We start from the raw sequence: 14,829 nt of genomic DNA, 5'->3' as shown, positions 1-14,829 counted from the left end.
TTTTTTGCATGCTTACGCATATAAGTTGAGGTTGGAGATTACCATAATTCTGTAGAATAGGACACAAGATATTTCAACATTCGTCTCTGACTTACGTCGTCAAAAAGGGGTATGACCAACATAACGAAGAGTAACGTTCAGTTGATAGTGATAATCGTTATCAACTAATTAGAAGTATACAGGATGTTATTTCAAATTACAATACCATTTCTGATTTTTATTTATGAATTTTTTGATATACAAATGTATACATTTTAAGAACATTTATTCATATCAATTTGCCTCCTTCCATTATCTGCTATAATTTTCACTGAACAGATTAATAACTTCATAATAATGTTTTTATTAATTCCGTTTCTTGTATTTATAAATCATAATAAATAGTTTCAAAAAAGGTAGGGGTAACGATGAAATATATTAGTATTCGAAAAAAACTTCTGTTCACACTCTTAAGCATTTCTTCTTTATTTAGCATTGCTCTTATTGTTATTCTTTCGTTCGCCATGAGCCAAGCAAGTGAAATCGAAACATTAAAAAATGATGTATCAAAAAGAGCAACCATTTTAAAAGAACGCGGTGATTGGTTCCAGGCGCAAGTTGCTGGCTTACAAGAATATTTACTATCGCACGATCAAAAAGGATTAGATAAATTCAACCGGGAAGGAAAGAAATTAGCTGATACAAGAGAAAAAGTAACAAGTGATAAAAAACTCCCTGAAGGAATGAAAGAGGCCATTTTAATGGGAGCAAAATGGCGCAGCGTCGTAGATAATGAAGTCCTCCCTCTTGCACGGGAAGGAAAATGGGATGAAGCATCCAAAATTGCTCTTGCTCAAACAGATTATGTAAATGATCTTTTAAGTCGTTTTACTAAATATGCAAATGAAGAAAATGACAAACGGGACGTATTAATTGCTGACGTAGAGTCTTCTTCATCCCTTATTCAATATATTATTTTCTTCTCACTCATTACATGTACATTAACGTCTATTCTATTGGCATGGTGGTTCTCTGGTAAACTCGTTAAACCGATTCGACAAATTGATGCGAAGTTAAAAGAATTAGCTTCTCAAGATGGCGATTTAACCGCTAGATTACACGTAACGAGTAAAGATGAAATTGGTGACATCGCAAATTCCTTTAATCAAATGCTTGCTAACTTACAGCGTATAATAAAGCAAGTTCAACAAACATCAACAAGTGTAAAAGAAGCTTCTGAAAATGTGTTTATCGAAACAACTGCTTCTATGGAAAATACCGCAAAAACTAAAGAGACTATGAATGCTCTTGAGCACAATATTCGTTCACAAGTTTCTAGCATTGAAGAAAGTTCAACCGCAATGGATGATATGGCAACGAGTGTTCAGCGCATTGCACAAGCTGCCTCTTCTGCCGCTAGCCTAGCTGTTACAACTTCTGAAAAAGCAGATGATGGTAGTAAAGTAATTGAAAAATCTATTACACAGATGAATACAATCAATGACGCTGTTAACGCTACATCAAAAGTGGTAGAGCGACTCATTACACATACGAATCATATTGATACTGCTCTTCAATCCATTTCTAACGTTGCAGAACAAACGAATCTACTTGCTTTAAACGCTTCTATTGAAGCCGCCCGCGCTGGTGAACATGGAAAAGGATTCGCTGTTGTTGCCGATGAAGTACGAAAACTTGCTGAACAATCTCAGCTAGCAGCAAATGACATTAACCATTTACTTCATCAAATTCAAGCGGACACAAAAATAGCAAATGACATGATGACACAAGGTCAGTCAGAAGCTTCTGAAGGAATTACAGTCATTCGTACCGCTGGATCTTCATTCTCAGCAATTGTTAACCACATTAATAAAGTCTCTACACAGATGCAAGAAATGTCTGCAACTGCTGAAGAAATGGCCGCAAGTTCTGAAGAAATGAATGCAGCTTTAAATAATATCGCTTCTATTTCAAATGAATTTGCTGCCGAAACATCGAAAACAGCAACTTCAGCTGGTGACCAAGTAAACAAAATGAGTGTCGTTGCTAAAAAATCATCAGAAATGAAAACAATTGTGCGAGAACTTGAAGTGCTCGTTTCTCATTTCAAAACAAATGGTTAAAATGAAAATTTCATTTATACTTCTACGAACTCTAAATTGTTAGAAAGAGCGATTTAGAGTCTCTCTTTTTTCACGCTAAAATATCTCTTTCTATCTCCCATTCTGTCTGCTATAATTCCTAAAGGAAAGAAGAAAGCTTTATTCCAGATGGAGTAAAGCTTTCTTTCAATTTTTTACATTAATTAATTAATTCTAATACTAAGATTTTACAAGGAGGATTTTTATCATATGAATTTTATTAGCATTCGAAAAAAACTAATGTTCATGATGGGAATGATTTGCGCTTTATTCGGCATCGCCTTAGCTTTTATTTTATTCTTTACCATGGATCAGTCTCATAAAGCTGAAACATTACAAAAAGAAATTTCTCCTCTTGCAACAGAATTGAAAGAGCGCGGAGACGCTTATCAAGTACAACTTTCTGCTTTAAGAGGTTATTTACTACAACATGATCAAGTCGAATTAGACAAGTTTAATGAGATGAGTAAACGTCTTGAAGATACAAAAGGGCAACTTCTTTCTAACCCTAACACTTCTCAGTCCGTGAAAAGCACAATGGAATTAGGATCCACTTGGAGAAAGTTCATTGAAGAGAAAGTATTCACTCTTGCAAAAGAACAAAAATGGGAAGAAGCTTTACAAGTAGCTTCTACAGAGAATGGCACTGTTTATAAAGTAATCGGTGATTTCACAAATTACAGTAATGAACAAGCTAAATTACGTGAACAATCTATTGAAAAAATCGATCAATCTTCACTACGAATTGAATATGTTGTCTTCTTATCACTTGTTATTTGTATTGTAACTGCAATTATTCTTGCATGGTGGTTCTCTGGTAAGCTTGTAAAACCAATTCAACAAATTGATACTAAACTAAAAGAATTAGCCTCTCAAGAAGGCGACTTAACAGCCCGTCTACAAGTAAATAGCAATGATGAAATCGGTGCTATTGCCACATCATTTAATAAAATGTTAGAAAACTTGCAGCATATCATTAATCGTGTTCAAAAAACATCTGTAGAAGTACAAACAGCTTCTGAAAATATGCTAGAAAAGACTAATACATCACGCGAGGCAACAATAAGAGTTCAAAGCTCGATGTCCAACTTAAATTCAAGTATTCAATCGCAAACTTCTAGTATGGAAGAAAGCTCGACTGCGATGGATGATATGGCAATAAGTGTTCAGCGTATCGCTGAATCTGCTTCATCTGTAGCCGAACTTGCTGTAGCTACATCTGAACATGCTAACGACGGAAGTACTGTTATCCAAAAATCTGTTTCACAAATGACAACGATACATGAAGCTGTAAATGCTACATCAGAAGTGGTCGAACGTCTAATCACTCACACGAAATATATTGATACGGCTGTACAATCTATTTCTAATATCGCTGAGCAAACAAACTTACTTGCTTTAAACGCTTCTATTGAAGCAGCTCGTGCTGGTGAGCAAGGAAAAGGATTTGCTGTCGTAGCTGATGAAGTTCGTAAACTTGCGGAACAATCTAAAACTGCTGCAAAAGATATTAACCAATTACTACATCAAATTCAAAATGATACAGAAACAGCTAGTTCTATGATGTCTAAAGGTCGTTCTGAAGCATTTGAAGGCATTACTGTCGTTCGTGAGGCTGGTACTTCTTTCACAACAATTGTTGAACAAGTAAATAAAGTATCAACTCAAATGCAAGACATATCAGCAACTGCTGAAGAAATGGCTGCAAGCGCTGAAGAAATGAACGCTTCACTTAATAACATCGCTTCTATTTCAAATGAAGTATCTAGTGAAACAGCCGCAACGGCACAATCTGCTGAACAGAAAGTCATCGTGATGAATGAAATGACTCTCACTGCAAAACAAATGAAACAAACAGTTGAAGAATTAGATCAGCTTGTATCTCATTTTAAAACTGAATAGCTTTTCAAAAAAATATTCCTCTCTCAGGGAGGAATATTTTTTTGAGCTCATTTCCTGCACTTATCCCGCATATCCGTTATAATGAGAACCGATATCATTAATATTTAGGGGGTGCTACACATGTCACAACAAGCATTTGAAGAAAAGTTATATGCCAACTTAGAAGCTGTTATTGACCCTGAATTAGGTGTTGATATTATCAATCTCGGATTAGTTTATGACGTTACAGCGGATGAAAATAATAATGCTGTCATTACAATGACGATGACTTCTATCGGTTGTCCAATGGCTGGCCAAATCGTATCAGACGTTAAAAAAGTATTATCAACGAACGTACCTGAAGTAAATGAAATAGAAGTAAACGTTGTATGGAACCCACCGTGGACAAAAGAACATATGTCACGTATGGCAAAGATTGCATTAGGTATTCGTGATTAAATAAGGAAAAGACCTGACAATCCAGTCAGGTCTTTTTTCTCTTATTATTTTACTCCTACTGCATCATAAGCTTTCGTTACAGCTTGTACAGCTTTAGAGTTTTTACCGTATAAGTCTTCCGCTGATTGAAGTGCTGCTTGACGCATCATTTTAAAGTCAGAGTTTGCAGTTAAATATTTCGTAAGAGCACGATAGTAAATTTTTTCTGTCGCTTCACGGCCTACTCCAGTTACTTTCAAACCGTAATGTGTGCCGCCCTCAGACACTAAATACGCTGCCTTATTGTTAATACTACTGTTAATATGAACGCCGCCATTATCAGCTTTTCCAGTATAACGTTTATTGTAGTGATCTGGGTAACCTTCACCTGGTTTTAATGGGTTTGGAATAGATGCTGGATCTTTCAGAGAACGAAGTGCATCACCAGGTTTACCAGGTGTATAAATATCAGCACCTAAATCCCAGCTCTTCTTCTCAACCATGACACCCATGATATCAGATAACGATTCATTTAACGCACCTGACTCATCTTTATAAACAAGGTTTGCTGTATGTTCAGTTACAGCATGCGTTAATTCGTGACCGATAACATCTAGTCCAGCAGATAATGGAATGAATGTCTTGCCATCGCCATCACCATACATCATCTGAACACCGTTCCAAGCTGCGTTATTCCAAGATTCACCTACGTGAACAGTAGAAATAAGTCTCGCACCTTTATCATCGAAAGAGTTACGGTTAAATGTCTTTTTATAATAATCATATACTTTTCCTGCATTCACATGCGCATCAACTGCCGCTTTATCTTCGAAGAACTTAGATTTACTTACAACTTCTTCTCCTGTATATCCAAGAATTTGTGAGAATAAATTAAACCAGTTTTCATCCATATTCTCTGCATCAAATGTATGGACACCTTGTCCTCGTGTACCATCAAATAAGTTGAACGCTCCTGTTTTCGTATCTTGAGCAATTTCAAATGATTGTCTAGCACCTAATACTCCGTAACCAAATCCAGTAATGTTATCTACAGCATTATATTTCTCAATAACATTTCCATTTGTTGCATCAACAAAGTAATGCCAATATCCTGGAGCTGGTTTCGAAACCGACGCTTTTACAAGATATGCAAGATAGTATTGACCATCTTTTTCATACACATATAAATCTTTTTTCACACCATCATAATTCTTTACTTTACCAATTTCTTTCTCAATATTAGCTTTTGCAATCGTTTCTGCTTGTTCCGCACTAATACTTGCAGATGCAGGAATATTTTTATTATCTAAATTCGGAATAACTTGTCCGAAAAATGCTTTTACATTATTCTCTTTATCAAGCGTAACTGTTTGATCTGAACCATACACAGGAATGTTATTATGCTTCTCAACTAACTTCACATGTGTTGTACCAGAATCAGCATCTTTTTCTTCACCAACGATATTGAAATGTTTGTCAATATTTCCCGCTAGTTTAAACATATCCTTTTTACTCTCTAAATATTGAAAGACCGTCTCTTTTTTATCTAGTCCTTCCGGCGCTTTCCATTCTTCACCTATGTAAGCTGGCGTTTTAAACTCTTGGTGATACTGGATTTTTTGCTCTTCTGCTTTCGTCGTAGTTGCTCCAAATGCCCCAAACCCACTTGCGATAACAGTTAATGCTAATGCTGATGAAATTACTTGCTTTTTCAATCTAACACTCCCCATTTCCCTAAAAGTTTTTAACACCTTTATAAATATTCTGAATAATCTTTCTAATACCTGCTCTCAAAAATTGAGAAAGTTTTTTCTGTTAATTTAACTCACACAAAAAAGGATATCGTTTTCGATATCCTCTTCCCTATAACTTTTCATCTCGCTATTTACATACTTAAAACCGCCATGGGTTAAAGTTTCACTTTATTCCATTTTCATTTCAATCGCTAAATAGTGAGACTTCTCTTTCGCTTGAATGCGAATATATTCTTCTACAGCCTCCGCTGCATCACGCATTACAAGTGTTTCACCGTTTACAACGCTGCTACCTTCAATTTGTACAAGGTACAATTGACGTCCTTCTTTAACAGGAAAATGAATTTCTTTACCAGCTTCTAATGATAAAGAATATAAATTTGCATCTTGGTGAATATGAATTGGTGCATCTCCATCAGAAGGAGATACCATATGGAACCACTCATTTTCACGTTTACTCCAATCAAATTTAAACTCACCATAGTTTGGTTTATGACCGTCGCGGTCTGGTAAAATCCAAATTTGCAATAAACGTAATGTTTCACTTCCTAAGTTATGCTCACTGTGAAATACACCAGTACCTGCACTCATATATTGAACATGCCCACGCTCAATTGTCCCGCGATTCCCCATACTATCTTCATGTGTTAATTCACCATCTATAACGTAAGAGATAATCTCCATATCACGGTGCGGATGCATATCAAAACCAGTTTGTGGCGCTATTAAATCATCATTCATAACTCGTACTGCTCCAAAATTCATGTTGTTTGGATTATAATAATTTGCAAAGGAAAAATGAAAATGTGTATTTAACCAACCGTGATTTGCTCTTCCCATATTTTTATGATCAACTTTTCTAAACATATCCTTCACCTCATATTATCTCGAAATCGAGATTTTTTTTTTAATTTTATCACTGCAACTTCTTCAGTAATTCTAATAATTGTTTTTGTTCTTCTCTATTTAACTTATCAAATTGCTCTGCTTGAAATGTTTCTTGCGGCGGGACTATTTCTTCATATAGAACCTTTCCCTTTTCTGTTAATGAAATATATTTCGTAGTACCTTCTTGTTCACGCTGAATCCAATCTAGTTGCTCCATCTTATTTAAAAGTTGAGTAACATTTCCTTTCGTAACAAACAACTTATTTCCAAGTTCTTGCTGCGTTAAACGATCGTTTCCTCCAATTTGAACTAATACATCAAACTGAGCGGCAGATACATTCCACTTTTTCAAATGCTGATTCGTCTCACGAATACTTCTATTATAAAAGCGTGATAAACGAAACCATAATATTAATCCAAGTCTTTCCTCTGCTTTCATTCCATCACCTCGCTCATTTGATACTATTAGTTTAGAACTAAACTTATTAAAGGTCAACTACTTATTTTTAATTAGCAACAAATAAAAGCACAGTGATTTTCCTCCACTATGCTTCAGATTAAATTTCTATTTTTATATTCATCTAGCTTCCTCTCCGCGAAATGCCTCGCATCTTTCTCAATCCATCTTTCTTCGTATAGTTCATTTCCAACATATAGTACATCGTCCTTATGCTGCCTCGCATGCCTGAATTCATGCAATAGCGTTTTGAGCACTTGCTCATATTCTTCCCACATACAAACGAAAATTAATTGTTTTTCTTTATGATAAAAACCACCTACTGGGAATAAAAACTCCTCTTCTTCTTCTCCTAATGATAAAAGTACATGATTCGCATCACACGTATCACAAAAAATAACTGGCGTTGCACTTACTTCAATAAGAGAAAACAAATCATTTCTTAACTTTTTGACATCCCAAGGAAGCTCCGAATCCAACACATACCAATTCTCGACTTGTTGATATACATTTTGAAACTGGAGTTCCATTTCTCAATAATCCCCTTCCTAAACTCCCTTTTCCTATATGTATGCCACAATATGTAAAATATTAAACATATCCTTCTCTAACAAATAACAGCCAGTTATTAATTTCCCATAAAAAAAGGAATCTATTTAACTATAGATTCCTTCACGATAATACCTTATATAAAATCTGACCTTACACGTCAATTGTTTAAAATTTAGCTATTCTTTGTATCCCACTTAAAGATTTTATTTAAAAATTTATATACATTCTTTGACTCTTTCGTTAGAAGCGGACCTAAAATGGATAGTATAAGCACATATAGTGCTGAGAATGGTTTCAATATCGACATTAACCCACCCGCGATACCGATATTAGCCATAATGATTGAGAATTCTCCCCTTGAAACGATTGTTAATCCAATATTTGTTGATGCTTTATGAGATAATCCAGCTTGTCGTCCCGCAATCATCCCTGCTACAAAGTTTCCGATTATCGTCAGAAGTACAGCACCTAACGTTAACCATATTGCTCCGCCCAATGAAAACGGATCGATACTTAATCCGAAACTGAAGAAGAAGATAGCTCCGAAGAAGTCTCTAAATGGAACAACAAGATGTTCAATTCGATCACTATGCTCTGTCTCAGAGAAAACTAACCCTAAAAGAAGTGCCCCGATTGCTTCTGCAACGTGAATTGTTTCTGAAAAACCTGCAATAAAGAACAACGAAGCAAATACCACAATAATAAAAATTTCATCTGAACTAATATTGAGCAATCTATTTAATAACGGCGTTGCTTTTCTAGCCACAATAAAGAATAGAAGCATATATCCTAAAGCAATTCCAATTGAAGTAAGGGCACCTAAGAAGGAAGCGTGATCCCCAAGAACTAAGCCAGAAACTACTGATAAATATACAGCAAGGAATATATCTTCAAACATAATAATTCCTAAAATTAATTCGGTTTCATTATTACCAGTTCTTCTTAAATCAACTAATACCTTTGCAACGATAGCACTAGAAGAAATCGTAATAATACCCGCAATAATTAAGATTTCGAGTAACGGGAACCCCATTATAAATCCGTATAATAATCCTAGTGAAAAGTTAATCAAAATATAGATTGTTCCGCCAATCGCGATAGAACGTCCAGATTTAATTAGTTTTTTCATCGAAAACTCTAATCCCAGATAGAAAAGAAGGAACAGAACGCCAATCCTTCCAAGGAAGGATATCACACTTGCACTTTCAATAAATTTGAGATCGATAACACCTATTGTCGGCGCGTGCGGCCCCACTAACATGCCAAGAACAATTAGAAAAGGAATTACTGAGAATTTAAACTTTCCAGCGATTACCGCCGCAATTGCTACTAAAACTAAAGCTGTACCAACTTCAAAAATTAAAGTATCCATCTAGTCAGTCCCCCTATTCGAAAGTAATTCATTAATAATCTTTTTAATTTCTTCTCTCTCACCAGAAACTACAAGCATATCTCCTTCTTCAATCACCGTGTCTGGACCTGGATTAAATAGCTTTTTCATATTCTTTTTCATAACTGCAATTATCGTTACGCTATATGTTTTTCTTATTTCAAGATCACCAATTGTTTTTCCAATTGCTGGCGCTGCATTCTCCACTTTGAACCACTCAATTGCTAAACCTTCAAAGACCATCTCAACATTTTCTAGTGCCCTAGGCTTATATACCATCCCGCCTAATATTGCTGCAATTTGTCTTGCCTCTGAGTCGCGCAATGAAATGCTTGATAGACTTTCTTCATGGTCTGAATCGAAATGATACATTTCTCTACGTCCATCATCATGAATAACAATCACCATTTTTTCGTTACCTTTCGTAACGATTTGAAACTTGTAACCAATACCTGGAAGTTCACTTTCTCTAATATTCATCTTTAACTCCTCCTCAACGGATTTATATTTAAATTTTCTGTTTTTCTGTCTTTTATTCATCCAATCAATTTTAGAAATTCTAACCATTCAGGATATTTGTGATTTGGAAATCTTTTATTGTAATAATAAGTAGCTCCTAGAAACATACTTGAAGATGTAACGATAAAAAATAAATTACTTCTCGTTTTCAAAATCTTAAGGCTTACTTTCAATAAAGATTCTTCTTTCAAATTATCCCCTCTTTCTCGCTTTAAATTTAGTTTTTTAAAATGTAAATAATTCTAAAAACTCCATGATGTAACTTAATCATAACATAAAACACATTTAAGTAACATGTTTTTTACAGGATTTGATTCTGGTATACTTTTTGCATATACTTTTCTTATTATGAAAAAAAGGAAGTGTATTATATGGTTGATATCTTTAGCAGATTCCTTGAAGTAACGAATAATATTTTGTGGTCATATATTCTTATTGCAATGCTAATCGGCTTCGGTCTTTATTTCTCTTTTAAATTAAAATTTGTCCAAATTACTCATTTCGGTGAAATGGTCAGTTTAATTAGTAAAGGGTTCAATCGAAAAGAAAAGAAAAAAGATAGCGTCTCTCCATTCCAAGCATTTTGCTTAAGTGCAGCTGCACGTATTGGTATCGGGAACTTAGCTGGTGTAGCACTAGCAATTTCAATGGGCGGACCTGGCGCAATATTTTGGATGTGGTTTATCGCCATTATCGGTGCAGCTACTAGTTTTGTAGAATGTACTCTCGCACAAATTTATAAAGTAAAAGACGGACGTGGATTCCGTGGTGGTCCTGCTTACTATATGGAAAAAGGCTTAAACAAGCGCTGGATGGGTATTTGGTTTTCACTTCTCATTACAGTTGCATACGGATTAATCTTCAACTCAGTACAGGCAAATACAGTAACAATAGCGTTTGAAAATGCTTTTGGACTAGAGCGAACTATCGTAGGAGCTGTATTAGCTTTATTGGTTGCTGTTATTATTTTTGGTGGTATTAAAAGCATTTCACGTATTACAGAATTGATTGTTCCTCCAATGGCAATCATTTATATCGGCGTAGCTGTTTTTGTCGTTATTAACAACTTCAATATGTTACCAAGCATTTTCATGGAAATATTTAACGGCGCATTCGGTTTAGACCAAGCCATCGCTGGTGGTATTGGAGCAGCAATCAAATTCGGAATTCAGCGCGGTTTATTCGCGACAGAAGCAGGTATGGGTAGCTCTCCTAACGCAGCTGCAACATCAGATGTATCTCATCCTGTAAAACAAGGACTTGTTCAAGCATTAGGTGTTTTCGTAGATACATTCTTAGTATGTACATCAACAGCATTTATCGTATTATGTTCTGGACTTTACAAAGGATCAAATTTACAAGGAATTGAATTAACACAACAAGCATTAAGTTCACAAATCGGACCGTGGGCTAGCACTTTCTTAGCGATTATTATTTTCCTATTCGCTTTCAGTTCTTTACTTGGAAACTACTATTATGGTGAAACAAATATCGCATTCATTAAAGAAAGCAAAACATGGTTAATGATTTATCGTGTTGCAGTTGTAGCAATGGTTTTCTTCGGATCAACCGCTGCCCTTCAAACAGTTTGGAGCTTAGCTGATTTATTCATGGGACTAATGGTACTCACAAACTTAATTGCCATCTCATTCCTTAGTAAATTTGCCTACTCAGCATTAGTAGACTATATAAAACAAAAGAAACAAGGAAAAGATCCTGTTTTCGTCGCAAGTTCTATCCCTGGCTTAAAAAATACAGAGTGTTGGGATGGGCAAGATTTAGAAGAGAAGAAACAAGCTATTTAACAATAAAAATCCCTATTACTTCACAGTAATAGGGATTTTTTATTTACAACATTTCATAATTTGTTCAAATTAATTCCAGCAAAAGGGTTGATTTATACAAATTACTAGATTATAATAATTATAAATTAGTAATTCATATAAAATAATAACTCAAGAGGAGATTGATCATAATGAATACACAAGTAATCGAAGCATTAAACAAACAAGTAGCAAACTGGAGCGTTTTATTTACAAAACTACACAACTTCCATTGGTACGTAAAAGGACCTCAATTCTTCACACTACATGAAAAATTTGAAGAGCTTTACACAGAATCAGCTACTCACATCGATGAAATCGCAGAACGTATTTTAGCAATTGGCGGCAAACCAGTAGCAACAATGAAAGAATACTTAGAACTATCTTCTATTCAAGAAGCAGCTTACGGAGAAACTGCAGAAGGGATGGTCGAAGCAATCATGAAAGACTACGAAATGATGCTAGTCGAACTAAAAAAAGGCATGGTAATCGCTCAAGAATCTGACGACGAAATGACATCTGACCTACTACTAGGCATCTACACAGAACTAGAAAAACACGCTTGGATGCTACGTGCATTCTTGAATCAATAATAGATTAAAAGCGGAAGCGGCTCGCTCAGAGTCGCTTTTTTCTATGGGGTAATCGCGCAGAAATTATATCGGCGATTTTTCCAATATATCGACTTACCGACAAATCACGACAATAATAGCACTCCCCTCCACTACTTTTATCAATATATTACAATCTCTTTTATGTTAAAATATAGGAAACACCCTTTAGTAATTAGATCCAAAAAGCTTGTCCAAGTTCATCATTTACTACTTAAATGACGGGAGTGGTTCAGTTGAAAGACTACTTAATTAGAGCATTTTTTGCGTTAATAACAGTTGGGATTCTCTTACTCATAGCTAATATTTTCAACATACGTGTCGAGGTTAAAGACTATGCTTTCCTCGTTGTTGTAGCTATTGGTGGCGGCTGGGGTGGCTGGTACCTGTATAAAAAACAAAGTAACAATAACAATAAAGGCATTCCGAAATAATATGGAATGCCTTTTTTCTCTAATACATAATTAAGCTTAAGCCACTAATAAAAGCAGTCCCCAAAAACATCATACAACACATATTCTATCGTAAATAAAAAGAATTCATTTTGAATATAGAAATAGTCCAAAATCTTGCATAACAGAGGTATGCCCCATTTGCCGCAACATTGTGGCTATATTCCCACGGTGATATGCTCCGTGGGTGACGACGTGTAGTATTGTTTCAGAAACCGTCGTATCCAGGAGCCCAGCATACGGATTATCAACCTCAAACACCTTTTCATAATCTTGTTGACTACTTAAAAGTTCTTTATATCGTTTAGATAATTCATAAAAACTAGTTTCCATTTCCTCAATATTTTTTGTTTCTAGCTGTTCTTTCAATTGGTCTGTGTGTACCATTGCATCACTCATACTTTTGCCAGAAATGATCTCGAGCCAGGCTAAATCTGTGAGGTATATGTGAGACATTACTTTTGCCACCGAAGAAAAACCACTCTTAACTTCCTTATGGAAAATGTCTTGCGGTAGTTCTTTTAAGCGATTTAAAATAACTTCATTTGCCCATAAGTGGTAGTTATACATTTTTAATACAGAACGACCCATGCTCATTTCTCCTCCAATTTTCATTTTAATGATTAGATTATGATACATAGCTGCTTAAAAATTCCCAAAGGATTACATCTATAAAATTTATTCTGATTACGATTAAAAAAACCTCTATTAACTTCATAAAAAATATTCGCCATCTTCCACAATCTGACCCTTTAACGGAACAATTCTATGTCACTCAATAATTCCTTACTCACCGTTTATTCAGATGTTCTTTTTTTAAGTAAGCAAAACATACCTCCATCTACTTCCCCTCTTCCAACGATTTCACATCTCGCTATCAATATATTTAACCAAATTAAAAACACATGCCTTTTTACGATAAAAAAGACATGTGTTTCTATAAATCGCTATAAAAATGTACTATGATAATTGCTTCCACTTCGTCCCCAAGACAGGACGCTCGTAATTTTGGATTTCATGAATTAGTTTATCTGCCGTCTCAGCGGAAACAATTAACTCTTTATTCGATGGATTCATAAAGCCTTCTTCTGCTGCCCGTTCAACCATTTGCAAAATTGGTCCGTAAAAGTCTTTTATGTTTAATAAACCAACCGGCTTATTATGTATACCAATTTGTGACCAACATACTACTTCAAATAGTTCTTCAAACGTTCCGTATCCGCCTGGTAATGCAATGAAAGCATCCGCAAGCTCTGCCATTTTCGCCTTTCGCTCATGCATCGTTTCTACTTCAATTAATTCTGTTAATCCTGTATGTACGATTTCTCCTCGAAATAGACCGCGCGGCATAACACCTGTTACACGTCCACCTAAACGAAGAACTTCGTTTGCTACTTCTCCCATTAATCCAACACATGAACCACCATATACGAGCTCATAGTCGTTCTCAACAAACATTTTCCCTAACTGGATTGCCTGCTCTTTAAACTCTGGTCTCTCCCCTAAATTAGAACCTGCAAACACACAAATCTTTCTCATTCCTACACCCCAAAACTATATATTGTCATGATACAATTGACATTGTACAACATATTGAGGGGATGAGGAAGAAATGGATATCGTTGCATTTCAAAGATGGGTTGAGGAATTTTACGAAAAACGAAGCTGGTCACAGTATAATGCCTTTATTCGCTTAAATTTCTTAATTGAAGAAGTTGGGGAAGTTTCACGAGTTGTTCGCGCTATTGAAATCGGCCGCGATCGTCCTGATGAAGATGCGAAAACAGAAGAAGAGCTAAAACAAGAACTAAAAGAAGAACTTGGTGATATACTATCTAATCTTATTGTTCTTTCACAAAAATATGATTTGGATTTACAAGACATTATGGACGCACACGTCACAAAGCTTTCGAAAAGGTTCGAAGCACTCAAATGAGAATGTTA

Annotated in this window: 15 protein-coding genes; 7 read left to right on the top strand and 8 right to left on the bottom strand. The window is 35.4% G+C overall.

What is annotated here, in order from left to right; genetic code table 11:
- The first annotated feature begins 407 nt into the window (after nucleotides 1-407).
- From B5P42_RS06160 to B5P42_RS06150, 3 genes are all read left to right on the top strand, one after another.
- Nucleotides 408-2,102: a methyl-accepting chemotaxis protein gene (locus B5P42_RS06160; protein ID WP_113733844.1), complete on the top strand. Its 1,695-nt coding sequence runs from the start codon at nucleotides 408-410 to the stop codon at nucleotides 2,100-2,102.
- Nucleotides 2,103-2,330: 228 nt separating this feature from the next.
- A complete protein-coding gene (locus tag B5P42_RS06155) occupies nucleotides 2,331-4,022 on the top strand; it encodes a methyl-accepting chemotaxis protein (protein ID WP_113733843.1) in 1,692 nt (563 codons plus the stop codon).
- A 120-nt stretch (nucleotides 4,023-4,142) separates the two neighbouring features.
- Nucleotides 4,143-4,460: a metal-sulfur cluster assembly factor gene (locus B5P42_RS06150; protein ID WP_113733842.1), complete on the top strand. Its 318-nt coding sequence runs from the start codon at nucleotides 4,143-4,145 to the stop codon at nucleotides 4,458-4,460.
- A gap of 44 nt (nucleotides 4,461-4,504) precedes the next feature.
- Here B5P42_RS06150 and B5P42_RS06145 read toward each other — a convergent pair whose 3' ends face one another.
- From B5P42_RS06145 to B5P42_RS06120, 6 genes are all read right to left on the bottom strand, one after another.
- A complete protein-coding gene (locus B5P42_RS06145; RefSeq protein ID WP_142674045.1) occupies nucleotides 4,505-6,154 on the bottom strand; it encodes a M4 family metallopeptidase in 1,650 nt (549 codons plus the stop codon).
- Nucleotides 6,155-6,361: 207 nt separating this feature from the next.
- Nucleotides 6,362-7,060 carry a pirin family protein gene (locus B5P42_RS06140; RefSeq protein WP_113733840.1) on the bottom strand — a complete coding sequence of 233 codons (699 nt, stop codon included), beginning with the start codon at nucleotides 7,058-7,060 and terminating at the stop codon, nucleotides 6,362-6,364.
- Between the two features lie 49 nt (nucleotides 7,061-7,109).
- A complete protein-coding gene (locus B5P42_RS06135; protein WP_002089461.1) occupies nucleotides 7,110-7,520 on the bottom strand; it encodes a MarR family winged helix-turn-helix transcriptional regulator in 411 nt (136 codons plus the stop codon).
- 113 nt (nucleotides 7,521-7,633) lie between these two features.
- A complete protein-coding gene (locus B5P42_RS06130) occupies nucleotides 7,634-8,068 on the bottom strand; it encodes a DUF3920 family protein (RefSeq protein WP_113733839.1) in 435 nt (144 codons plus the stop codon).
- 194 nt (nucleotides 8,069-8,262) lie between these two features.
- Nucleotides 8,263-9,462 carry a cation:proton antiporter gene (locus B5P42_RS06125; protein WP_113733838.1) on the bottom strand — a complete coding sequence of 400 codons (1,200 nt, stop codon included), beginning with the start codon at nucleotides 9,460-9,462 and terminating at the stop codon, nucleotides 8,263-8,265.
- Nucleotides 9,463-9,960, bottom strand: coding sequence for a cation:proton antiporter regulatory subunit (locus B5P42_RS06120; protein WP_002015988.1), 498 nt, complete (start codon nucleotides 9,958-9,960; stop codon nucleotides 9,463-9,465).
- Between the two features lie 410 nt (nucleotides 9,961-10,370).
- On the opposite strand from B5P42_RS06120, the gene B5P42_RS06115 reads away from it, so the two are divergent.
- The 3 genes from B5P42_RS06115 to B5P42_RS06105 all read left to right on the top strand — a co-directional run bounded on the left by B5P42_RS06115 (nucleotide 10,371) and on the right by B5P42_RS06105 (nucleotide 12,867).
- Nucleotides 10,371-11,804 (top strand): alanine/glycine:cation symporter family protein, encoded by a 1,434-nt coding sequence (locus B5P42_RS06115; protein WP_113733837.1) that lies wholly within the window; start codon nucleotides 10,371-10,373, stop codon nucleotides 11,802-11,804.
- Nucleotides 11,805-11,974: 170 nt separating this feature from the next.
- On the top strand, nucleotides 11,975-12,415 hold the full coding sequence (locus B5P42_RS06110) for a Dps family protein (protein ID WP_002015990.1): 441 nt from the start codon (nucleotides 11,975-11,977) through the stop codon (nucleotides 12,413-12,415).
- Nucleotides 12,416-12,669: 254 nt separating this feature from the next.
- A complete protein-coding gene (locus tag B5P42_RS06105; protein WP_002166501.1) occupies nucleotides 12,670-12,867 on the top strand; it encodes a hypothetical protein in 198 nt (65 codons plus the stop codon).
- Nucleotides 12,868-12,972: 105 nt separating this feature from the next.
- Here B5P42_RS06105 and B5P42_RS06100 read toward each other — a convergent pair whose 3' ends face one another.
- Nucleotides 12,973-13,476: a DinB family protein gene (locus tag B5P42_RS06100; RefSeq protein ID WP_000533787.1), complete on the bottom strand. Its 504-nt coding sequence runs from the start codon at nucleotides 13,474-13,476 to the stop codon at nucleotides 12,973-12,975.
- Nucleotides 13,477-13,845: 369 nt separating this feature from the next.
- Nucleotides 13,846-14,424 carry an LOG family protein gene (locus B5P42_RS06095; RefSeq protein ID WP_001225748.1) on the bottom strand — a complete coding sequence of 193 codons (579 nt, stop codon included), beginning with the start codon at nucleotides 14,422-14,424 and terminating at the stop codon, nucleotides 13,846-13,848.
- A 73-nt stretch (nucleotides 14,425-14,497) separates the two neighbouring features.
- Here B5P42_RS06095 and B5P42_RS06090 point away from each other — a divergent pair, with 73 nt between their 5' ends.
- Nucleotides 14,498-14,821 (top strand): MazG nucleotide pyrophosphohydrolase domain-containing protein, encoded by a 324-nt coding sequence (locus B5P42_RS06090; protein ID WP_113733836.1) that lies wholly within the window; start codon nucleotides 14,498-14,500, stop codon nucleotides 14,819-14,821.
- Nucleotides 14,822-14,829: the final 8 nt, after the last annotated feature.

Source organism: Bacillus sp. SRB_331 (assembly GCF_003264175.1).
GTDB lineage: Bacteria > Bacillota > Bacilli > Bacillales > Bacillaceae_G > Bacillus_A > Bacillus_A mycoides.
Note: the sequence above shows the minus strand (reverse complement) of the source record. Positions and strands in the feature narration are given on the sequence as shown.

Coding starts and splice junctions, on each gene's coding strand:
- B5P42_RS06160 (WP_113733844.1), top strand. CDS start 408: ATGAAATATATTAGTATTCGAAAAAAACTTCTGTTCACACTCTTAAGC.
- B5P42_RS06155 (WP_113733843.1), top strand. CDS start 2,331: ATGAATTTTATTAGCATTCGAAAAAAACTAATGTTCATGATGGGAATG.
- B5P42_RS06150 (WP_113733842.1), top strand. CDS start 4,143: ATGTCACAACAAGCATTTGAAGAAAAGTTATATGCCAACTTAGAAGCT.
- B5P42_RS06140 (WP_113733840.1), bottom strand. CDS start 7,060: ATGTTTAGAAAAGTTGATCATAAAAATATGGGAAGAGCAAATCACGGT.
- B5P42_RS06135 (WP_002089461.1), bottom strand. CDS start 7,520: ATGAAAGCAGAGGAAAGACTTGGATTAATATTATGGTTTCGTTTATCA.
- B5P42_RS06130 (WP_113733839.1), bottom strand. CDS start 8,068: ATGGAACTCCAGTTTCAAAATGTATATCAACAAGTCGAGAATTGGTAT.
- B5P42_RS06125 (WP_113733838.1), bottom strand. CDS start 9,462: ATGGATACTTTAATTTTTGAAGTTGGTACAGCTTTAGTTTTAGTAGCA.
- B5P42_RS06120 (WP_002015988.1), bottom strand. CDS start 9,960: ATGAATATTAGAGAAAGTGAACTTCCAGGTATTGGTTACAAGTTTCAA.
- B5P42_RS06115 (WP_113733837.1), top strand. CDS start 10,371: ATGGTTGATATCTTTAGCAGATTCCTTGAAGTAACGAATAATATTTTG.
- B5P42_RS06110 (WP_002015990.1), top strand. CDS start 11,975: ATGAATACACAAGTAATCGAAGCATTAAACAAACAAGTAGCAAACTGG.
- B5P42_RS06100 (WP_000533787.1), bottom strand. CDS start 13,476: ATGGGTCGTTCTGTATTAAAAATGTATAACTACCACTTATGGGCAAAT.
- B5P42_RS06095 (WP_001225748.1), bottom strand. CDS start 14,424: ATGAGAAAGATTTGTGTGTTTGCAGGTTCTAATTTAGGGGAGAGACCA.
- B5P42_RS06090 (WP_113733836.1), top strand. CDS start 14,498: ATGGATATCGTTGCATTTCAAAGATGGGTTGAGGAATTTTACGAAAAA.